This is a genomic window from Rhizobium sp. SG570 (assembly GCF_012275345.1).
Lineage (GTDB): Bacteria > Pseudomonadota > Alphaproteobacteria > Rhizobiales > Rhizobiaceae > Rhizobium > Rhizobium lusitanum.
Map to the genome: position 1 here is coordinate 241193 of NZ_JAAZQI010000003.1, position 20319 is coordinate 261511.

19 protein-coding genes and 2 pseudogenes are annotated in these 20319 nt (G+C 57.9%); 9 read left to right on the forward strand and 12 right to left on the reverse strand.

Annotated elements, in window-relative coordinates; all coding sequences use genetic code 11:
- Positions 1-144: 144 nt before the first annotated feature.
- Positions 145-1017 (reverse strand): LysR family transcriptional regulator, encoded by an 873-nt coding sequence (locus FHT28_RS08445; protein ID WP_047555620.1) that lies wholly within the window; start codon positions 1015-1017, stop codon positions 145-147.
- A 201-nt stretch (positions 1018-1218) separates the two neighbouring features.
- Here FHT28_RS08445 and FHT28_RS08450 point away from each other — a divergent pair, with 201 nt between their 5' ends.
- The 7 genes and pseudogenes from FHT28_RS08450 to FHT28_RS08480 all read left to right on the forward strand — a co-directional run.
- Positions 1219-2169 carry a TRAP transporter substrate-binding protein gene (locus FHT28_RS08450; RefSeq protein ID WP_202032860.1) on the forward strand — a complete coding sequence of 317 codons (951 nt, stop codon included), beginning with the start codon at positions 1219-1221 and terminating at the stop codon, positions 2167-2169.
- Positions 2170-2225: 56 nt separating this feature from the next.
- On the forward strand, positions 2226-2690 hold the full coding sequence (locus FHT28_RS08455; RefSeq protein WP_246704816.1) for a TRAP transporter small permease subunit: 465 nt from the start codon (positions 2226-2228) through the stop codon (positions 2688-2690).
- On the forward strand, positions 2687-3973 hold the full coding sequence (locus FHT28_RS08460) for a TRAP transporter large permease (protein WP_037191200.1): 1287 nt from the start codon (positions 2687-2689) through the stop codon (positions 3971-3973). Before FHT28_RS08455 ends, FHT28_RS08460 begins: the two co-directional genes overlap by 4 nt.
- 2 nt (positions 3974-3975) lie before the next feature.
- Positions 3976-5208 (forward strand): aminotransferase class III-fold pyridoxal phosphate-dependent enzyme, encoded by a 1233-nt coding sequence (locus tag FHT28_RS08465; protein WP_047555622.1) that lies wholly within the window; start codon positions 3976-3978, stop codon positions 5206-5208.
- A gap of 50 nt (positions 5209-5258) precedes the next feature.
- Entirely contained in the window at positions 5259-5711 is a 453-nt protein-coding gene (gene aroQ, locus FHT28_RS08470; RefSeq protein ID WP_037191196.1) for a type II 3-dehydroquinate dehydratase, read from the forward strand.
- A complete protein-coding gene (locus tag FHT28_RS08475) occupies positions 5708-7630 on the forward strand; it encodes a sugar phosphate isomerase/epimerase and 4-hydroxyphenylpyruvate domain-containing protein (protein ID WP_168595990.1) in 1923 nt (640 codons plus the stop codon). The genes aroQ and FHT28_RS08475 overlap by 4 nt, the downstream gene beginning before the upstream one ends.
- Positions 7631-7759: 129 nt before the next feature.
- A pseudogene (locus FHT28_RS08480) lies at positions 7760-8228 on the forward strand (GSU2403 family nucleotidyltransferase fold protein); the annotation flags it as partial.
- 139 nt (positions 8229-8367) lie between these two features.
- Here the strand turns inward: FHT28_RS08480 and FHT28_RS08485 are convergent.
- The 5 genes from FHT28_RS08485 to FHT28_RS08505 all read right to left on the reverse strand — a co-directional run bounded on the left by FHT28_RS08485 (position 8368) and on the right by FHT28_RS08505 (position 12438).
- Complete coding sequence (locus FHT28_RS08485) at positions 8368-9138, reverse strand: ABC transporter permease (RefSeq protein ID WP_047639821.1); 771 nt, start codon at positions 9136-9138, stop codon at positions 8368-8370.
- Between the two features lie 4 nt (positions 9139-9142).
- Complete coding sequence (locus tag FHT28_RS08490; RefSeq protein WP_168595991.1) at positions 9143-9925, reverse strand: ABC transporter ATP-binding protein; 783 nt, start codon at positions 9923-9925, stop codon at positions 9143-9145.
- Positions 9926-9932: 7 nt separating this feature from the next.
- Positions 9933-10979 carry an ABC transporter substrate-binding protein gene (locus FHT28_RS08495; RefSeq protein ID WP_047555627.1) on the reverse strand — a complete coding sequence of 349 codons (1047 nt, stop codon included), beginning with the start codon at positions 10977-10979 and terminating at the stop codon, positions 9933-9935.
- A 49-nt stretch (positions 10980-11028) separates the two neighbouring features.
- A complete protein-coding gene (locus tag FHT28_RS08500) occupies positions 11029-11469 on the reverse strand; it encodes a VOC family protein (protein ID WP_047555629.1) in 441 nt (146 codons plus the stop codon).
- A 105-nt stretch (positions 11470-11574) separates the two neighbouring features.
- Positions 11575-12438: an AraC family transcriptional regulator gene (locus FHT28_RS08505; protein ID WP_168595992.1), complete on the reverse strand. Its 864-nt coding sequence runs from the start codon at positions 12436-12438 to the stop codon at positions 11575-11577.
- Positions 12439-12797: 359 nt separating this feature from the next.
- Here FHT28_RS08505 and FHT28_RS08510 point away from each other — a divergent pair.
- Positions 12798-13054, forward strand: a pseudogene (locus FHT28_RS08510) (DDE-type integrase/transposase/recombinase); the annotation flags it as partial.
- Between the two features lie 180 nt (positions 13055-13234).
- Here the strand turns inward: FHT28_RS08510 and FHT28_RS08515 are convergent.
- The 4 genes from FHT28_RS08515 to FHT28_RS08530 all read right to left on the reverse strand — a co-directional run bounded on the left by FHT28_RS08515 (position 13235) and on the right by FHT28_RS08530 (position 17242).
- Positions 13235-14257: an ABC transporter permease gene (locus FHT28_RS08515; protein WP_047640945.1), complete on the reverse strand. Its 1023-nt coding sequence runs from the start codon at positions 14255-14257 to the stop codon at positions 13235-13237.
- Positions 14241-15776, reverse strand: a complete 1536-nt coding sequence (locus FHT28_RS08520; RefSeq protein ID WP_037191175.1) for a sugar ABC transporter ATP-binding protein — start codon at positions 15774-15776, stop codon at positions 14241-14243. The genes FHT28_RS08515 and FHT28_RS08520 overlap by 17 nt, the downstream gene beginning before the upstream one ends.
- A 156-nt stretch (positions 15777-15932) precedes the next feature.
- Positions 15933-16919 (reverse strand): sugar ABC transporter substrate-binding protein, encoded by a 987-nt coding sequence (locus FHT28_RS08525; protein WP_037191174.1) that lies wholly within the window; start codon positions 16917-16919, stop codon positions 15933-15935.
- Positions 16920-17026: 107 nt separating this feature from the next.
- Positions 17027-17242 (reverse strand): hypothetical protein, encoded by a 216-nt coding sequence (locus tag FHT28_RS08530; protein WP_168595993.1) that lies wholly within the window; start codon positions 17240-17242, stop codon positions 17027-17029.
- 11 nt (positions 17243-17253) lie between these two features.
- On the opposite strand from FHT28_RS08530, the gene FHT28_RS08535 reads away from it, so the two are divergent.
- A complete protein-coding gene (locus tag FHT28_RS08535) occupies positions 17254-18264 on the forward strand; it encodes a LacI family DNA-binding transcriptional regulator (RefSeq protein ID WP_168595994.1) in 1011 nt (336 codons plus the stop codon).
- A gap of 334 nt (positions 18265-18598) precedes the next feature.
- Here the strand turns inward: FHT28_RS08535 and FHT28_RS08540 are convergent, their stop codons facing one another.
- Positions 18599-19333 carry an NYN domain-containing protein gene (locus FHT28_RS08540; protein WP_037191166.1) on the reverse strand — a complete coding sequence of 245 codons (735 nt, stop codon included), beginning with the start codon at positions 19331-19333 and terminating at the stop codon, positions 18599-18601.
- 225 nt (positions 19334-19558) lie between these two features.
- Positions 19559-20308, reverse strand: a complete 750-nt coding sequence (locus FHT28_RS08545; protein ID WP_037191163.1) for a ribonuclease activity regulator RraA — start codon at positions 20306-20308, stop codon at positions 19559-19561.
- Between the last annotated feature and the right edge of the window lie 11 nt (positions 20309-20319).

Sequence of the window (20319 nt, forward strand, 5' to 3'; positions counted from 1 at the left end):
GCTAGCACAGACGACCACCTTTCGTCTGTGCCCACCGTTAACGTTCATTCCTATCGAACGACGCGCTTTCCGGCGAAAAATCCGAAATGACGCTCTTAATGGAAGCAGGACCGCCGACCACGCCGTCACTTCGGGGCTGCCAGCCTAAGATGCCTGGAGCCGTTCAGCAGTGAGTTGAAATTCCGACCTTAGGAATGATGCAAGCTGGCGAACAGGAAGACGCGGTTGCATCGGCAGAATCATGGCAAGGCGCAGCAGAGGGAGTGTGGGCAGGCCGTCTCCTTCGCCGAGGCGGCGCCAATCGACCGGAACCGCGCTTTCCGGCAGCACTGTCAGAACATCTCCCGAAGCAACTGCCAAGCGAATGCCTGCGATGTCCGATGAGGAGTAAACGATACGCCAGTTTCGGGCCTGCTGGTCCAATGCCGCAAGTATCTGGGGTCGCGCGCGGCAGCCATCGGGAAAAAGTGCAAGGTGAAGATTGGTGGCCGTCTCCGGCGACCGGTTTGGGCCGCAACACCAGACCTGGCGCTCCTCGCGAATGATCTCCCCCTTGGGCTCGGAAACGCTCTGCGTCACGATCGCGACATCTAGGTCGCGCGATTCCACCATCTGTTCCAGCCGATGCGAAAAATCGTGCCGAAGATCGAGGCTGACATTGGGATGGCGAGGCACGAAACGATCCAAAAGGGCTGTGCCGAAAAGCGTGAGGTAGTCGTCCGGCATGCCGAGCCGAACCCGGCTTTCGTTTCGTCCTTCGAGGAGCATCGCGAGCGCCTCGTCCTCGATCGCGCGGATCCTGCGCGCATAGCCTAAGAGCCGCTGTCCCGTCGGGGTTAGTGAAACACGTCGATGCGCGCGCTCAAAGAGGCGCAGATCGAGCCGCTCCTCCCACTTCGCGACGGCCATGCTGACGGCAGCCTGCGTGCGGCCAAGCCTCTCGGCTGCGGCAGTGAAGCTCCCGGTTTCCGCTACGGCAAGAAACGCAGCCAAGGCATCGCTATCGAGGTTTCTCATGATCTATCGCACCAGTTTGATAGCGTTTCTATACGCCTGATGCAGCCTTTGTGAAAGATCAGTGACGCTTATGGATCAATAAGAAATCTCTGCTTTCGCCTCCGGCTGGCGCGATTATGGTTTCATCCCGTGCTTACCAATCCTAAGAAAAAGGGGAACAACGTGAAACACAAATTCCATGCCACGCTCATCTCGGCACTCCTGTCTGGCGCTGTACTTTCATGCGCCTTTGCCTTTCCGGCCGCAGCGGAAACTACATTGCGGCTCGCGCATGCATCGTCGCCGGACAGCCTGATCAACAAGGCGGTTGAAAAATTTGCGGCGGAGGTGAAGGAGGAGAGCAAGGGATCAGTCGTGATCCAGATCTTCCCGAACGGCCAGCTTGGCGACGAAGGCCCGATCGCGGACGGCGTCGGCGCCGGCGCGATCGACATCGGCCTGGGTGGATCGATCGACGCGATCGATCCGCGTCTCAACGTGCTCTCGCTGCCGTTCCTCTTCAAGGACGCCGCGAATGTGCACAAGTTCCTGGATAGCGAACAGGGGCAGGCAGTGCAGCATTTCGGTGAAAAACGCGGCTATCTCATGCTCGGCGCACTGGATTCAGGCTTCCGCCAGTTTGCCACCAGCAAAGCCATCGAAAAGCCCGCAGACCTCTCCGGCGTCAAGATCCGCACTCCGCCGAACCCGGTCATTCTCGCAACCATGAAGCAGTTCGGTGCTCTTGCCGAGTCCATTCCCTTCGGTCAGGTCTACACCGCCCTGCAGTCGCATGTCGTTGCCGCGGTGGAGCCCGAGATGCGCGATTACTACGATTCCAAGTGGTATGAAGTCGCAAAGCATCTGACCATATCCAACTATATCTGGACCGCGAATTGGTGGTTCATGAACAAGGACCGCTTCGACGCTCTGACACCTGATGAGCAGGCGGCCGTTAAGAAGTCGGCGACCGATACAGTTGCCTGGTACCGAAGCGAACTCGACAAAGCTTACGCCGACACCCAGGCATCTCTCGAATCCAAAGGCGTGACGGTAACGAAGGTCGACACAGCTCCATTCGCCGAGATGGTCAAGCCGGTTTATGCCCAGTTCGCTAAAGAATGGGGCGCCGATCTCGTTTCCGCGGTCGAAAAGTCCGCGGCCTCGAACTGAGGTCTAAGCCAATGGAACGAGTTCACAATTCTGCCTCGCCGCTGCGGCGGGGTCCGTTGACGCGCGCACTGGAGCTTCTGGGCGTTATCGCGTTCGTCGTGATGTTCTTTTCGACCTTGCTGGGCGTGATTGCGCGTTTCTTCGAATTCGGCGGCGTCGAGTGGTCGTTCGAGGTGGCAGGCATCGCCTTCATCTGGATCACCTTCATCGGACTGCTCAATGCAGAACTGCGGGGAGAAAACGTCGCATTTGAAGCGCTCAATCAGTCGGCGCCTCCCGCTTTGAAGCGGGTATTCGACCTGATCTCGATCCTTGCCCTTGTGACCATGGGCGGTGCATTCCTGATCAGTGGCTGGGCCGTCTGGCAGCGTTCCGCGATGGTTCCAACTGCCGTTCTGCGCATGCCGACGGGTGTCATCACAGCAACGGTGCTGATCCTCGGCCTCGGTGCGCTGGTGATTGGCATTAGACGCCTGCTTGTCCTCACTGGTTTCAAGCAACGGCAGGAGGAGCCGGTATGACCGTCGCTGTTCTCATCATCAGCTTTTCCTTTTTGCTCCTGATCGGCGTTCCGATCGCCTGGTGCATGGGCATCGCAAGTCTCATCACAATCTATGTCGGCGGTCTGCATCTTCCGACTGCATGGTTCGCACAGCAGACGCTGCGTGGCGCTGACGCGATCACGCTTGCCGCAATCCCGCTCTTCCTCTTTGCCGGTGAGTTGATGAACCGTGGAGGGTTGACGACACGCATCATGAGGGTCGCCGAGCATATTTTCGGCCGCATCACCGGAGGCCTCGGTCTCGTCAATGTCGCAACCGCTCTCGTCTATGGCGGCATCAGCGGTTCGGCGACGGCCGACACCGGCGCGGTAGGATCGATCATGATCCCCGCGATGGCGCAGCGTGGCTACCCTAAGGCCTTTGCGGCTGCAGTGACGGCCGCCTCCGGTACCCTCGGCATCATCGGCCCGCAGAGTGTGATTCTGATCCTTTACGGAGTCCTGACCAACACCTCGATCGGCGGTCTGCTGGTGGCGGCTCTCATTCCCGGCGCTTTCATCGCCGCAACTTTCATGATCACGTCCTACATCGTGGCGCGACGCCACAATTTTCCGAGAAACGAGGCCCCTGCGGTCTGGGGCGAGATCGGGCGTGACGTTATTGGCGCCCTGCCGGCACTTCTGATGCCGGTGCTCGTGCTCGGTTCGATCATCGGCGGCATTGCTACCGCGACGGAAGCCTCTGCATTGGCGGTGGTCTATTCCTTCCTGGTCGGTATCCTCGTCTATCGCGAGCTACCGCTTCGTTCCCTCTACGCTGCGGCATCCGCGGCAGTCGCAACAACCGGCGTCATTATGATGATCATGGCGTTGGCAACCCCATTCGGTTGGATTTTGACCGTTGAACAGGTTCCGGCCAACGCCGCGGCCTGGATCACAGGGCTCCATACGGGACCGATTGTAACGATCATTCTCGTTCTGGTCCTCCTAAAGGTCGTTGGCTTCTGGCTCGACCTCGGGCCGGCCCTGATCATTCTCGCGCCGATCCTGGTTCCGATTGCGCTGGCCGCTGGCATGACGCCCTACCAGACGGGGATCGTCTTCACCATGACGCTCGGCATTGGCCTTTTCACGCCGCCGATCGGCACAAACATCTTCGTGGTCTGCAACGTGGCCAAGCTCGACATGTGGTCGGTTTCTGTTTGGCTCGTCCCCTATTGGATCGCAAGCATCGTCTGCGTGGCGGGTCTCGTCGCGTTCCCGTCATTGACAGAATGGCTCCCGAAGCTTTTTGGAGTTTAAAAATGCAACATCTCGTCTGTGGGATATCCAGCGCGGGTCGGGTCGTGCCCGATGTGGATGGAGAGCCGTTTCTGGTCGAAAAAGCTCAGGGTCCCTACGTCTGGGACCAGAAGGGCCGAAGGTACGCAGATACGGCTCTCGGTTTCGGCGCGACGTTCTTAGGTCATACCGATCCGGACGTGACCGAGGCCGTGCGGGTTGCCATGGAACGTGGCTCGATGCCGGCCTACGCTCACGCTCTCGAGGAAGAAGCCGCCTCTAGTCTTGCCGCTCATACGAAAGACCTCAGTAAGGTGATCTTTCTAAATTCCGGCAGCGAAGCGGTTCATCTCGCCTGTCGTACCGCCCGTGCAGTCACGGGGCGGCGCAAGATCGTCAAGATGGCGGCTGGATACGACGGCTGGTTCGACGATGTTGCGTTCGGCAACGCCGGATCACAAGAAGCTCTGATGGGATCCAACGTCCGACCGAGCAACGGAGACACACTTCTGCTCCGCTTCAACGACGTTGCGGATGCGGAGCTTCTCTTTTCTGAATGCAACGACGTTGCAGCCATTGTCCTGGAGCCCATGATGGCGAATGCCGGGTGCGTCGTGGCCAAGCCCGGCTACCTCGAACACGTCGTATCGCTTGCGCGCAAGCGCGGTGCCTTGGTCATCATGGACGAAGTGCTCATGGGCTTCCGTCTCCATCCGGGCCTAGCCTCGCACCATCTTGGCATTTCTCCTGATCTTGCAACTGTCGGCAAAGCGATCGGTAACGGCTACGCAGTCGCAGCCTTGGTTGGCCATCCGGACATCATGTCCGCCTTCGAGGACAAGCGCGTCGCGCGCGCCGGGACCTACAACGGCAATCCGGTAGCCTGCGCTGCTGTAAACGCATCGATGAAGGTCGTCGATACGATCGATTACACTGCCTTGCGTCAGGCCGGCGACGCCTTGCGAGAGACCATCCGCGTGTCGTTTGAAGAAAACGGCGCAGATGTTGTTACCAGCGGATACGGCACTGTCTTCACCCTCTGGAGCTCGCGCAGCGCCCCAATCGACTATCGGGAGGCGGTCCAGAAGGCCGACCCGTCGTTTTCCGCCAACATGCATATCGCACTTCGCCGCGCCGGGGTGATGTCGATGTTCGGCACTTATGGCAGGCACTACATCTCTGCACGAAATAGCGCACCTGTCATGCAGCAGCTGGCGGAAGGTTTCGCCTCCGCCGCCCAGCAACTTGCAGTCTGAAGTTGTCGGCCGGAGCAGTTCCGGCCGTCTTTTGCTTTAAGGGAGAGAGAATGCCTGTGATCTATGTCCTCAACGGACCAAACCTCAACCTTCTCGGAAAGAGGCAGCCACACATCTATGGCGGCAAGACCCTGGCCGACGTCGAAACCGAAGTTCGCGGCCTTGCAAGCGAGCTCGGATTCGATATTCGCTTTCATCAGAGCAACCGGGAATATGAGATAATCGACTGGATCCACGAGGCCCGGGAGGACGGGGCCGCGGTCGTGATCAATCCGGCCGCATTCACGCATACTTCGGTCGCAATTCTCGACGCCCTTAACGCCTTTGAGGGGCCAGTCATCGAGATACATATTTCGAATGTGCACCAACGCGAGAGCTTCCGACATCATTCGTTCGTGTCGCTGCGCGCCGACGGCATCATCGTCGGAATGGGGACCGATGGCTACCTGCTGGCTTTGCGCGGCGCGATTTCAAGACTGAATGCGCAGCGTAGCAAGAAATGAAGACGTCGATCGCAACAGTCTCGATCAGCGGCGAGTTTCCGGAGAAGCTCGCGGCGATCGCCAAGGCGGGCTTCACGGGCGTCGAAATCTTTGAGAACGATTTTCTAACCTATGACGCATCGCCGCGTCAGGTCGCAGCCCAGGTCCGTGATCATGGGCTTGAGGTCACACTGTTCCAGCCATTTCGCGACTTCGAAGGCATGCCTGAGCCGATGCGCGCACGCGGCTTCGAGCGCGCCAAGCGGAAATTCGACGTCATGGGCGAACTTGGCACCGATCTGATGCTGATCTGCTCGAACGTGTCTCCGTTCGCGTTCGGCGGAATTGACCGTGCTGCTTCGGATTTTCAGCAGTTGGGAGAACTCGCTGCGGCACACGCGGTCAGGGTTGGCTTTGAGGCGCTCGCCTGGGGACGGCATGTCAACGACCATCGCGACGCTTGGGAAATTGTTCGACGGGCGGATCATGTAAACGTCGGCTTGATCCTCGACAGCTTTCATACGCTTGCCCGCAAGATCGACCCCAACACGATTAGATCGATACCAGGCGACAAGATCTTCATCGTCCAGCTTGCCGACGCGCCGTTGATCGATATGGATCTTTTGTACTGGAGCCGTCACTTCAGAAACATGCCAGGCGAAGGCGATCTCCCTGTTGTCGACTTCATGCGCGCCGTGGCGGCAACCGGATACGACGGTCCGTTGTCTCTGGAAATCTTCAACGATCAATTCCGAGGCGGCTCTCCGCGAGCGATCGCAGAGGACGGCCATCGTTCGCTGATCTATCTGATGGATTGCGTTGCGAGGCTAGAACCAGATCTGCGCACTGACGTCCCCGCTATGCCCAATCGGGTTCGTGCCGCAGGCGTCGAGTTTCTTGAATTCACGACGGACGAAGAGCAGAAACTTGAGCTCGAAGCACTGCTGTCGACGCTTGGATTTGCAAAAACCGGAAAGCACGTCAATCGCTCGGTCGACCTTTTTACACAGGGCGATATCCGGATCGTAATCAATACAGATACGAAAGGAGACACTTTCGCAAGTTCGTCATATGCGGTGCATGGTACCAACGCCTATGCGTATGGAATGAAAGTCGATGATGCGCGAGTGGCCGGCGACCGCGCCCGAAGCCTGGGCGCCGCTACGTTCTCAGAACCGCGATTTGGGGGAGAAGTCGCAGTGCCGGCGATCCAAGGGGTCGGCAATAGTGTGATTTATTTCCTGGATGATTCCGACGATCTGAAAACCATCTGGGATCGGGAGTTTGTTCGGGTACCCGTTGCTGATCCGGCAGACGATGCCCGCCTCACGCGGGTCGATCATATTGCCCAGACCACTCACTATGACGAGATGCTGACGTGGCTCTTGTTCTACACGTCGATCTTCGAGACCAGACGAGCGCCGATGATCGACGTGATCGATCCAGGCGGCCTTGTCAGGAGCCAAGCAATCGAGAGCCTGACCCAGCCGGGCTTCCGACTGACTATGAACGGTGTCGACAATCGCAAGACGTTCGCCGGCAAGTTCCTGGCCGAAGGCTTCGGAACGAGCATTCAGCACATTGCATTTGCGACTCAGGATATATTCGCAACGGCAGCTGCATTGCAGGCGCGCGGATTTCAGCCGCTGCCGATCTCTCGCAATTATTACGACGACCTCGAAGCACGTTTCGGGTTGTCGCCAGAGTTCTCCGACAGGCTTCGAGCGCACAGCATCCTCTATGACCGTGACGAGGCCGGCGAGTACTTTCAAATTTACAGCCGTACTTTGGGCCAGGGCTTCTTCTTTGAGATCGTTGAGAGAAGGGTCGGATACGCCGGCTACGGCGCTATGAACGCGCCGTTTCGCATTGCGGCACAACGCCGTCTATCTCGACCGGATGGTGTGCCAAAGGTGGGAGTGGGAAAAATGCGCGGGTAAGAGTCTTCCGGTACCCGCATGCGACGACCGGATGCTGCCGGCCTGGCGATGGACAGCTGATTTGCACGGCCCGGATCGAACTCAGGGATGCGTTACGTGACAGCAAGCCAGATGGAAATTAACCCGGTGGGTCGGTTCACCCCGGCGAACATCAAAGGGCGCAAATATTGGTACTTCGACATCCCGGACGGACACGGCGGTACGAAACGTCGTTACGTCGGTCCTGCTGAAGATCCGGTTATCGCGCAGCGCGTAGCTGATCATAAGCGGGACAAGGGTGACCTACGCGCTCGCAGGCGCTTGCCGATGGCGGTCTCTTTCGACTCTGGGGTGTTCTCATCGGGACGGTGACCTTTCAGTGCTATTCGGGACTACTTGGCGTCCGCCTTCCCATGGCGCGGATCCGTTACGCTTTCTCGACTTCCTCATAAGGGAGCCCGTCAGGACAATGCTGCTCCACCGAGGCGGTGTCCCAGTCGTCGTCCCTGACCCATCCCGGTATGCGGTCCACAAGCTCATCGTCGCCAGCCGCCGAAACAATGACGGGCAGGGGCCAGCGAAGCGAGAGAAGGACGTTCGTCAAGCTGCACTGCTCTTTGGGAACGGTCTATACCTCATAAGCTCAACGATCATTCGACGCTGCGGACTTGCGCAACCTGCTACGCAAAGTTTGGGACTGGTTGAGCGACGATAGTCGCCAAAGGCGTGAACGGCTGTCGCCACATTCAGCAGCCGGTTCAACCACTCTGTCCCTGTCGTCGATGGAAAATTCGCTCGATCTGGGCGACAGCTGTGAAGAATACGATACCCGATAACGACGCAAGGAGCACCGCAGCGAAGAGCCTCTCCGCCTGATAGTTGAATGTCGACTGGATGATGACGGCGCCAAGCCCTTCGTTCGAGCCGATCCATTCCCCGACGATCGCGCCAATGACGCATGTCGTCGCGGAGATGCGCAGCGAAGCAAAGAGGAGAGGGGTTGCGCGGGGCGCACGCAGGCGCCAGAACGTCTCCCAATCACTAGCCGAAAGCACATGCATCAGCTCGAGTTCGTTGGCAGTTGCCAAATTGAGGCCCCGCGTTGTGTTTACCAATGTGGGGAAGAAGCAGAGCAGAGCCGCGATAATAACCTTGGGGAGAATTCCGAGACCGAAGACGAGGATGATGATCGGCGCAAGCGCAAGCACCGGGATCGTGTTGAACAACAAAACGACCGGGAAATACGCCGTCCGAAGGCGAGGGTTGTAAACGAAAACAATGGCCAAAAGCACAGCGAGGATATTGCCGAGCAGGAAGCCAAGCAGCGCTTCGTACCAAGTCGGAACTGCGTTCAACAACAGAAAACGCCATTCCGTTGCGAAGGTACGCACTACCGCAGCCGGCGTCGGCAGGATGTAGGCCGGAACACCAAGCGCTGGGATTAGCCATTGCCAAGCAGCCAATAGCGAACCGGCACCGATAGCAGGAAGGCCGGTCATTTCGACGATAGAGAGACGGTGCTTTATCATCCGGTCAAGCTCCTCCATCCCGCAACAACTGGCGCAGATGGGTTGCCGTTTCCTGAACCTCGGGGCTTTCACGGCGACAGAACCCATTATCGTCCTTCATCGGCATCAGATCGATCAATGCCTGGACGCGTCCGGGATTGGCAGCAAGCACGAGCACCCGCCCGCCAAGATAGATGGCTTCGGTAATGCTGTGTGTCACGAAGAGGATGGTTGTTCCGGTGCGGTGCCAGATCGCCAGCAACTCATCGTTCAGGCGGTCGCGCGTGATCTCGTCGAGTGCGCCAAAGGGTTCATCCATAAGCAGGATGTCCGGCTCGCACTGCAGCGCCCGCGCGATGGCAACCCGCTGGCGCTGGCCTCCGGAGAGCTGATGCGGATAACGGCTGCCAAGATCCGAGAGGCCGACGAGGTCGAGCCAGTGGCTTGGCTTCGAATCCACCGATCGTGAAATGCTTTTCTTTCCGACCTGAAGCGGCAGTTCGACGTTTTGTCTGACCGTGCGCCAAGGTAGCAGGGTCGCTTCCTGGAAAACGAAGGCGACTTCCCTGCGCCGGCGCGCATCCGATGCCGTCTTGCCAAGCACGGTCAGCTGACCGCCAACAGGTGGGAGCAGGTCCGCCACTGCACGCAGGAAGGTCGACTTGCCGCAACCGGATGGGCCGAGAATTGTCAGGAATTCGCCCTTGCGGACAACCAGGTCGACGCCGGAGAGAACGCGGACTGTCTCGGTCGATCCTGCATATCCCAGATGCAATCTCTCCGCTTCGATAGCTATCGTGTCCCCCAACCTGTCCTCACGCAATCTTCGGACGGTCCGCAGCCGTCATCTCGAGAATCTTGGTTGAATAACAGTCCTCCAGCTTCGGAGCGCCAGACTTGAATTGACCGATTTTGTCATAGACGGTGATCTGTTCGGCAATTGCTGCCGGATCGAAGTCACCCCAGCCATCCCTGCCGGTCGCCGCGTCGAAGCTGAGCGACAGTATGCGCGACACCGTCTTCAGTTCGACGGCGAGATCGAGCTGCGGATAGGCCTCCACCGCGAGCTTGACTGCCTCGTCGGGATGTTGATGCGTCCATGCCCAACCCCTGGCAATCGCTCGTAGCACTTTTGCCAACGTATCGGCATGGTTTTCCAGGGCGTCGTCGGTCGCAAAATATACGTTGGCGTAGGAGGGCAATCCCGTATCTTTCATCATGAGATCGATCCTATCTGGTCCGATCACCGAAAGAGCCTGCGTGTTGGTGATCCAGCCGGTTACGGCATCGACCTGACCGGTGGTCAGAGGCGTCATATCGAAGCCAATGTTCGTAATGGTCAGGCTCGCAGGGTCGATGTTGTTCTTGAGAAGAATGGCATCCAGAACATAGCGCGCGGTTGGTTGAATGCCGATACGCTTGCCCACAAGGTCTTGGACTGTACGGATGGGGGACTTGGGAAGGGAGTAGAAGGCAAAAGGCGCCATACGGAAGCCGCAGGCGAAAATTTTGATCGGAACGCCAGATGCACGGGCGAGCAGGAGCTGAGCCGAGTCCGAGAACTGGCCGAGCTGCGCCTGGCCAGTCACAACCGGCGGTACTGTCGCCGAATTGGGGCCGCCGGGAGAAAATTCCACTTCCAGGTCTTCCGCTTGGAACAGTCCCTGTTTGACGGCGACGATGTCGCCGATTTGTCCGTTGCTCATTAGCCAATCATATTTGATGACGACCTTGGCCGGATCTGCCTTTGAAATACGTGGGGTGAAGATGCTAATGCCTGCTGTTGCTGCAGCAAGGGCAAAAGCGCCCCCCTTCAGGACCGAGCGTCTGTCCAGGATCGTTCGCGTTCCATGTTCTGTCATGGCTTTGCCTTTCTCCTCTTATGTTCGGATGGTTTGACGGCATGGCATGTCAGTCGCTCTGGTCGATGTCTCCGACCGGGCCGCCATCGGCCCATGCGTAGATTTCCCAGAGATTGTCGTCCAGGTCAGCAAAATAACAGCACCGTGCGTTCCAGTTGTAGTTCTGCGGCGGTGCCTGGAAGATCACGCCGGCGGCCTTGAGCTCCGCGTAGGCGGCGTCGACCTTTTCCGGGGAGGGGACTTCAATAGCTGCACAAGCCTTGTGCACACCGGGCGGTGCTTTGCGACCGGAGACGCCTGTATTCTCGGCAATATGGCCGATCTCCCAAAGCGCCAGCGTGATGCCCGCTCCTTTGAAATCGGCGAAGCCCGGAGCGCGACGGCGCGGTTTGAAACCGAGGCGATCGACGTAGAAGGCAGAGGCTCTTTCGACATCCTCGACCAGAAAGCAGATGTCCGTAATCGGATTGATTTGCGCAAAAGCAGCCATATGAACTCTCCTGATGCGAAGAGTGTTGCAGGCCGCCGCCGCCAGAGATTTCAAATTCTTGCGATGCTCTTACGCAAAACTGCTAAGTTTGTTTCGCTCATTGGATCAAGGGCGGACCGAGCGCCGATACTCTTTTGGTGTCATTCCCATCAAGCGGCGGAAAACGCTGGAAAAATGTGCTTGGCTGGAAAAGCCGGTCGCGTAGGCTATTCCGGAAAGCGTTTCCTTTCCATCGGCGAGATAGAGCCGGGCCCGCTCGATTCTGCGCTCAAGGATGAAACGATGGGGGGCCATACTGGCAGCCTTCTTGAACTCCCTGCTGAAGTGGAAGGGGCTCATATTTGCCACACCGGCGAGTTCTTCGACGCTGAGATCGGCTCGTCCCAGCAGGCTCTCGATGTAATCGATCACGTGTCTGAGATTTTGCGAGGTCATTGGACGATCGCTCGGCGGAGACGCCGCCCCCAAAAGCTTCACGACGCAGCAGGCGAGCGCCATGCCGAGATGTTCTATCAGCAACGGATCGCTGCGGTCTCTCTGCTCGATGGCGAGGGCGAGGGATAGCGCGACCTGCAATGTCGTTGGGTCCGTTGTCGCGCTAAGTGCGTCGCCGTCCATATGTTCGGGATCGAAATCTCCGTTGACGAGACTGCTATAGAGCTTCGGCGATTGAAAGATGGAGATATAGTCGGCTTCGTCGCCGTCCACTTCAAGAGAAATGGTTGCGGGCTGAAAGCCCAAGGTAAAAGGTGCCCTAGTGATCCTGTGGAAGCTTCCTGTGCCAAGGCGATAGGCATATCTGCCGTGGGCTGTGCGGTTGATGGAGATGCGGTGGAGCGAACCTCTTGAAATCATCTGACCCGCTGAGCTGCGATAGGTCTCGACGATCATGTCGTGCTGAATGAACGCCCGATAGTTCTCAAGCGACGGCCGGCTTATCGAAAATATCTGCGGATCGATGTCGAGCATTCTGTGTTCTCCATCGAGGAGAGAAGCAAATTTCGCGCCAAACTTCCAGCTCGGCTATGTCAGGCTGATTGGACAGTACTACGGGCGCGATGCGGTTTGCCTAGCCCAGCGAGTGTTGGCGCAGAATTCAACGTTGGAATATCGGAGCGATTGCGTAGGTTTATTTTCGATATCACTGCAGCGCATACAAGTTAGTGAGACTAACTCTTGGCGGAGCGAAGGTTGGCGGGAGTTTGATAAATCGTTGGGCATCGTAACGTTAACCTGTCGGCGATCGGCCCCTGCGATTTTGTGGCATGCACCGACGCTCTCGTGATCGCCTTTATCGCCGCCACCGTTTCCGAGCTGAAGTGATTGGCCACGCCGTCTGGCTGGCTGTCGATCAGGGTGGCTTCGTTCTCCACGTGCCGGTGCAAAGCCGCCGCAATACCAAGGCCGCCAAGCGTCTGATGCGAAAGCTTATCAAAGGCAGGGCCACTCGCCGCGTGTGATGATTACCGATAAGCTGCCTTGCTACGGTGCGGCAAAGCGCAACATTACGCCCGGCGTCGAGCATCGCTCGTACAAAGAACTAAATAACCGTGCGGCGAATTTCCATCAACCCACACGACGGCGAGCGCGGCCGGCAAGATGTCTTACCCGAGGTCGGTTAACTTTACGATGCCGGGCCGAATGTTCAAATCCGCTCAAGGTACAAATCGGCTCAGAAGTTTCGCCCCGTTACTATCCGCGACAGCCATAGAGCCAGCCAGTAGTTCGGCAATGGCTTGATATGGCGTTGACGCGACGTTGCCAATCACCGCGTCTCGAGCATCCGCATTAAGCGGCCTCGATAGCTGTCGAGGATAACGGCCAGCACGATGACGGCGCCAATGACGATCGGCTTGATGTTGTCGTCGGCGCCCAACAGCTGCAAGCCCGTCGACAGCACCTGTAGGATACAGGCTCCCACCAGCGTTCCGACAATCGAGCCCTTGCCGCCCGAAAGGCTGGTGCCGCCGATAATGACCGCTGCGATGGCATTAAGCTCATAGCCAACGCCTGCAACCGGGCTGCCGACATTGAGCCGAAGCAGATAAACCATGGCTGCGATACCCGCCGTCAGCCCGGAAATCGTGAAGACCGCGATTTTGATCTTTTTTGGCTCATGCCCCGACAGCCGGACCGCCTCCTCATTGGTGCCGACCGCGAAAACAAATCGGCCGAACACCGTGTAGCGCAGGACAAACCAGCCGATGAGGACAACGACGATCGCAATCAGGAAGATCGATGGGAGTATGTCCCAGAAGATAAGGTTGCCGAAATCGACGAAAGGCTGCGGCAGGCCAGTGATGGTGGAGTTATCGCTGACGACGCGCGCCAGGCCGCTTGCAACATTTAGCATGCCGAGCGTGACGATGAAGGAGGGAAGCTTCCACTTCTCGCATACCCACCCGTTGACGGCTCCAAGGACCGCACCGGTGCCCATCGAAGCTAGCGACGCCAGCACGATCGCCTGCCAGGGGGAAAATCTGGGGTCGACCATGATCGTCGCACCGATGACGGTGCAAAGGGCAAGCAGCGAGCCGACCGAGAGATCGATGCCTCCAACGAGAATGACGAAGGTCATGCCCGAGGCAAGCACCGTGTTGATGGCGATCTGCACGAAGATCTTCAGAAAGTTCTCCGGCGTTGCGAAATATGGCGCCGTCACCGAGAAGAATATCAGGATCAGAACGAGAGCGATGGCAACGCCCGCTTCCTTCATCGAAATCCGGATGAGCTTGTCCCAGACGGTGCTCTCTTTCGCCTCGGCCTTGTTTTCAATGTTGCCGGACACGACTGTACTCCTTGTAGGCGAGTGAGAGGATCCTGCTCTCTTCGAATTGGTCCCGGGCGATCTCGCCGGCTATCTTGCCGTCCGAGAAAACGATGATGCGATGACAAATGCTAATGAGCTCGGGAAGGTCGGAGGAAACGACCAAGACACCCTTTCCTTCAGCGGCAAATTTCCACAGAAGATCGTAGATCTCAGCCTTTGCGCCCACGTCGATCCCCCGGGTAGGCTCATCGAAGATCAGCACCTTTGGGCCGCGGAACAGCCATTTGGCAATAACCACCTTTTGCTGATTGCCGCCGGAAAACGTCCGGACTACCTGATGAACGGACGGCGTTTTTATATGCAGTTCCCGCACGAGGCGTTGCGAATGCTCGTCCTCGATCGTTCGACTGATCAAGCCTCTGCGAGAAACTTTGCCAATATCCGTGATGGTGGTGTTTTCGGCACAGCTCATGTCGAGCATCAAGCCCTGCATCTTGCGGTCTTCGGTTGCCAGGCACAGCCCTGCCGCAACCGCATCCTTAGGCGAATTGATCTGGACCGGCTCGCCATCTATGCGAATTTCCCCGGCCGCTTTCACATCGGCTCCGAATATGGCGCGAACTGCCTCCGTTCGACCACTGCCCACCAGCCCCGCAATGCCGACGATTTCACCCTTGGCGACGGAAAATGACAGTCTCGGGCCGTTTCGTGTCACCTTCAAGCCGGAGACACCGAGCGCTTCGCCCGATACGACGCTGTCGCCGCGAAAAGCACTATGATGCGAGAGCGTTCGTCCGACCATAAGTTCAACGATCTGCGGAATGGCTAGTCCTGCGAGTGACCGTGTAATCACATGCTGGCCGTCGCGCAGGATAGTGACATCGTCACCCACCTCGAAAATCTCCTCGAGCCTATGGGAGATGTAAAGCGTCGTGACACCCCGCGCTTTCAACCGCTTCAGAATTTCGAACAGGCGATCGACCTCCTTGGAGGTCAAGGTCGCCGTCGGTTCGTCAAGAACCAGAAGCTTGCTTTCGTAGCAGAGCGCCTTGGCTATCTCGAGCAACTGCAACTGCGCGATGCTCAAGCGACTGGCAGGCGTCGTCGGGGCTACGTCGAGACCGACTTCTGCCAGGAGTTCCGCCGCCCTGGTGTTCATTTGCGTGTAGTTCACCAGGCCGTATCGGCGAGGCAGATGTTCAAAGAGCAGGTTTTCGGCAACGCTAAGATTGGAAAGAGGATGCAGTTCCTGGTGAATGACGCGGATGCCTGCCTTGAATGCCTCCAACGGAGAGGCTGGATCATAGCGCTCGCCGTCAAATAGGATTTGACCGTCATCAGGCCTGAAGACACCGCCGAGCAGGTTGATAAGGGTGGACTTGCCCGCGCCGTTTTCACCCAGAAGAACATGTCCCTTGCCGCGACCGATGCGTATCGAAACATCCCTGAGCGCCACGACGCCCGGGAATCGCTTGCCTATCCCTTCCAGCTTCAAGATGTAGTCATCTGCCGCGTCTGACACGTCCACCTCATGCATGGTCTATTGAAATGGGAAATGGCCGCCCGCCCGTTACTACGCCAAGGCGGCTCGAAAACCAGCTTTACCCGGCATTCCACGGGAAAGCGATCCGGCAGCGGATAGCGCCGGCCGAGCAGCCGGCGCTTTGTTTAGCCACTAAGCCAATGGCTCGGACTACTTGATGTCCTTGGCGGTAATGAGCGTGACGTCCGTCTTGACCCAGCCGCTGAATTTTTCGCCGGCGTATTCGCGAAGACCATACTTGATACCCAAGGCCGCCATCTCGGCACCGTATTGCTCAACAGTGGCAAGCATTTTTCCGTCCTTGATCAACGGCTTGACAGATGGAATATTGTCGAAGCCGACGACCTTGATTTTGCCGCTCTGGCCGGACGCATCGAGAGCCTTGACGACGCCGAGCGCCATGGAGTCATTTGCGGCCATGACGCCCTGAATATCCTTATACTTGGTCAGGAAATTCGTCATGACGGTGTTGGCTTCTTCCGTCTCCCAATGGGCCGTCTTGCTGTCGAGAAGTTCGAGCTTGCCGTTCTTGATGGAGTCCATGAAGCCCACCTTGCGCTCCTTGGCGTTGTCGGCCTCAGGATTGCCTTCCAGGATTACGACCTTCGCGCCCGGCCCCAGCTCCTTGGCAAGAGCATCGCCCGAAAGCTTGGCGCCCTCAGTGTTGTCCGGCCCGAAGAAAGCAAGATCGACCCCGGCTGCCTTCTTCGCGTCCGCATCCAGGGGCACGTCGATGTTGATGACCTTGACGCCGGCCTTCACTGCCTTTGCAAGCGGAGTGACCATCGCCTTCGAGTCGGCCGGCGCAACGACGATGATGTCGTATTTCTGCGTCACGAAGTTTTCGACGGCATCGACCTGTGAGGCGAAATCACGCTCGTCCTTCATGCCGACGGCCTTGAAGTCGAACTTTTCCTTGTTCTCAGCCGCATACTTGTCGGCGCCTTCCTTCATCTGCTTGAAGAACTCATTGGACAAGGACTTCATGATGAGACCGACCTTGGGCTTGCTAGCCGCGAAGGCGGGCGACACGCCGCAAGACAGCGCAAGCATCAACGTGCCTGCAAGGCCAAGCTTCAACGCCGCACGGCGCGGCGCGCTGATCAAGACGGATTCATGCTTTTTGGAATTGGACATTTCTCTCCTCCCGAACGGTCCTGGGCTCAGCTCCACCTGAGTTGTCAACGACAATGAACCGTTTCCAGATACAATTGGGTAGCATGCTCTCAACAATTGTCAAGCCGTCACAAATTAGAGCTAAAGTCGGCGTGGATTGCAATTTTCTCCATATGCTGCAGTATATGCGGTGAACCGTTTCCATCAGTCGCATGCGCTTTCCACTGCATGACGTCGCCGGCAGTCGAATTTGGATGCGTCGCTTCGATTAAGACGGTAGAGAGCACTTGCTGAAGCCCCGGATCACGCGACTTTTGGCCGCTGACGGCGAAGATGAAGGACATACGTTTCTGTTATGCCAAAGGTCGGAATTCGAGACGTTGCCAAGCTCGCGGGAGTTTCCACCGGGACCGTTTCGAGAGTTCTGAACAATCATCCCTCGGTCACACGGGATTTGAGGGCGCGCGTCAGCGGCATCATAGAAGAACTCGGCTATATGCCCGATCCGTCCGCAAGAAGCATGCGCAGCAAGGTTAGCCGCCTGATCGGCATCGTCATCCCTGATCTGACCAATCCCTTCTTCTCGGAACTCGTCCAATCAGCCGAGCAAGCTGCCGCAAGACGCGGCTATAACATCATCGTCATGACGTCTTTCGATCATGCGGCAAAGGAAGCAGACCGCATCGGGCAACTGACAAGCCGAAAGGTGGACGGCATCATTCTCGTTCCGAGCAACGATTTCCATACGATCAAGCTGCCGAAAGGGCTGCCGATCGTCGTGGTCGACCGTCTTATGCCCGGATATTCGGGCATCGCCTCCGACCACCGCAGCGGCGTTCGACTGGGTGTCGAATACCTTTTGAAACTCGGCCATCGTCGTATCGGCTTCATTTCAGGCCCAAAACATTCGGTCCCCGCCAGTGATCGTTTAAAGGGTTATCGGGATGCGATGGAGCAGAACGGCGGCAAAGTGCAAAATGCCGAACCGTCGCTGATTGCCGAGGCGGCATTCGACTACGAGAGCGGGCGAGCGGCGGGAAACTATCTCCTCGCGCGTGCGCGTAGCGAGCGCCCGACAGCCATATTCGCGAGCTCGGACCAGCAGGCGATCGGTTGCATGCGGGCGGCATATGATTTGGGTATCCCGATACCCGCAGCCCTTTCCATCGTAGGCTTTGACGGCATCCCGCTGTCAAGCATGACAATCCCACGCCTGACGACAATGAAGCAGCCGATCCAAAAAATCGCGGCAGCAGCCGTGGCGGTCCTGTTGAATGAGCGGCCCGCACCAAGCGTCGACCATCCGATCTTGTTCGCCTGCGAGCTTTCTGAGGGCGAAACAACTGCGGCTCCTCAACCAGACTAAGATTTTGGCATAGTCGCGCGGCCGCTTTATCGCAAGGAGCGCGATTTCTGACGCTCGCGGGCAGGGCGACGAGCGTTTCGACCACGGCAAATTCCACCACAACACAAAGTGAGGAAGCCCCCGTTCAAATGCAAAGCGACCGCGCAACCTGCAGCACCAAGGCTACCGTCCCTTGGGGTGGAAAGGACCGGTCAGCTCAGGCTTTTCTAAATTCCTCAAATGGAACAACTTGATTGCGGGGTAGGGAGCGCTTGCCCAGCTTGCGAAATAGTCAACGCTGACGTCGTTACCCAAGCCGCGGAGATTGCCCTTTGTCAGCCGCGGTTCGGTAGAATTACTTTTTGTCTCTTCGTTTCAAACGGATACTGATTGGACCGCCCTCATCCTGACTGAGCTCGAACTGATTTGTCTTGCGAACAAGGTCGCTGAGTTTTCGAAAGCCGAATGTGCGTGGGTCGAAATCCGGCGCGAGATTCAGGAGCTGCTTGCCGACTGTGCCCAGATTGACCCAGCCGTCCTCGCTGTCCTCCTGCAATAGGACTCTCTTGATCAGTGGGACGGCGGTGCTCGCCGGCTGCAGCGGTTTGTCGGCAGACGCGATGGCCTGGCCGTCCTTGGCCCCGCCGGGCAGCAGGTTTTCGGTATAGATGAACCGCCTGCAAGCCTGACGAAAACTCTCCGGTGTCTTCTGTTCGCCGAAACCGAATACATCCACGCCCTGTTCGCGGATACGAGCGGCAAGCCGGGTGAAATCGCTGTCCGATGACACGAGGCAGAACCCATCGAAACGGCCGCTGTGCAGCAAGTCCATCGCATCGATGACCAAAGTAATATCCGAGGCATTCTTTCCTGTCGTATAGGCAAATTGTTGCTGCGGAATAATTGCGTGTTTGGCTAGCACATCCGCCCACCCTTTCGAGCGCGTACCGGAAAAGTCGCCATAGATCCGGCGGACGCTCGCCTCGCCGATCTTGGCGACTTCTTCAAACAAGCCGTCGGCGATCTTGGCCGATGTGTTATCGGCGTCGATCAGCACGGCGAGGCGCGGAGAACGTGTTTCAGATGGCATTTCGCTCCTCATAGGTGAAACGGACCCGAACCTCACACAGGGTACTCGTTTGAAACCGACGCGTCAGCCGCTGTCACCAGAATTGGCCGTATTTCGTGCTCTCTCTCTTCGGCGGCAGGATCAATTGGCATAGACGGCGAGACGCTCGCGTCTCGCGTCCGTTGGACGTAAGCCTACGATTTGTTGCTGCTGCTCCACCTGCTTCCATAGATGCTGCAATATAGGCTAACTTCGGTTCACCAGGTGGTTTGTTTTGCGCCATTCTTCGTACTCTCCACGGGCATCGTCATGCAGCGGATAATATCGCTGCAACGACCCACCCTCCATAAGCTTCACTCGCGAAAACTCCTCCCAATCGTGATGCTTTTGCGACTCTTCGATTACTTTAGAAGCCATGGCGACTGGAAGCACCACCACCCCGTCGTCGTCGGCGACGATGATGTCGCCGGGGATTACCGTGACACCGCCGCAGGCAATCGGAACGTTGACGGCATTGGGATAGATGCTGGTCTGCACATGATAGTTGGGCGTCCAGCCGCGCAGCCATAGGGGGAGATCCAGCTTTTCAACATTGGGCCGATCGCGCATGCACCCGTCGATTACGATACCAGCGCCGCCTCTGCCTTTGAAATACGTCGACATCATATCGCCAAAGACACCCGAGCTCATGTCGCCGCGCGCGTCGACCACGACCACATCGCCCTCCTGCGCGTGATAGAGCACGTGCCGGTGCAACTGCGTCTCCGGATCGGCATATTCTCCCTCGGTGAAGAGGTCCGGCCGCTGCGGCATGAACTGGAGGGTCAGCGCCGGCCCGACGATCGACTTCCCGCGGTTCTGCGGCACGGGACCGACCATGTGCGGATTGCGGAAGCCCATGTGGCCAAGGGTACCGGCAACCGTCGCGGCGCCGATTTCCTGCAGTGCGTCGATCAGGTCTTTAGGCGGTCGCGTAATATCGGGAGTATGCGTCATTTTAGCCTCCG

Coding starts and splice junctions, on each gene's coding strand:
- FHT28_RS08445 (WP_047555620.1), bottom strand. CDS start 1,017: ATGAGAAACCTCGATAGCGATGCCTTGGCTGCGTTTCTTGCCGTAGCG.
- FHT28_RS08460 (WP_037191200.1), top strand. CDS start 2,687: ATGACCGTCGCTGTTCTCATCATCAGCTTTTCCTTTTTGCTCCTGATC.
- FHT28_RS08465 (WP_047555622.1), top strand. CDS start 3,976: ATGCAACATCTCGTCTGTGGGATATCCAGCGCGGGTCGGGTCGTGCCC.
- aroQ (WP_037191196.1), top strand. CDS start 5,259: ATGCCTGTGATCTATGTCCTCAACGGACCAAACCTCAACCTTCTCGGA.
- FHT28_RS08475 (WP_168595990.1), top strand. CDS start 5,708: ATGAAGACGTCGATCGCAACAGTCTCGATCAGCGGCGAGTTTCCGGAG.
- FHT28_RS08485 (WP_047639821.1), bottom strand. CDS start 9,138: ATGATAAAGCACCGTCTCTCTATCGTCGAAATGACCGGCCTTCCTGCT.
- FHT28_RS08495 (WP_047555627.1), bottom strand. CDS start 10,979: ATGACAGAACATGGAACGCGAACGATCCTGGACAGACGCTCGGTCCTG.
- FHT28_RS08500 (WP_047555629.1), bottom strand. CDS start 11,469: ATGGCTGCTTTTGCGCAAATCAATCCGATTACGGACATCTGCTTTCTG.
- FHT28_RS08505 (WP_168595992.1), bottom strand. CDS start 12,438: ATGCTCGACATCGATCCGCAGATATTTTCGATAAGCCGGCCGTCGCTT.
- FHT28_RS08520 (WP_037191175.1), bottom strand. CDS start 15,776: ATGCATGAGGTGGACGTGTCAGACGCGGCAGATGACTACATCTTGAAG.
- FHT28_RS08525 (WP_037191174.1), bottom strand. CDS start 16,919: ATGTCCAATTCCAAAAAGCATGAATCCGTCTTGATCAGCGCGCCGCGC.
- FHT28_RS08530 (WP_168595993.1), bottom strand. CDS start 17,242: ATGTCCTTCATCTTCGCCGTCAGCGGCCAAAAGTCGCGTGATCCGGGG.
- FHT28_RS08535 (WP_168595994.1), top strand. CDS start 17,254: ATGCCAAAGGTCGGAATTCGAGACGTTGCCAAGCTCGCGGGAGTTTCC.
- FHT28_RS08540 (WP_037191166.1), bottom strand. CDS start 19,333: ATGCCATCTGAAACACGTTCTCCGCGCCTCGCCGTGCTGATCGACGCC.
- FHT28_RS08545 (WP_037191163.1), bottom strand. CDS start 20,308: ATGACGCATACTCCCGATATTACGCGACCGCCTAAAGACCTGATCGAC.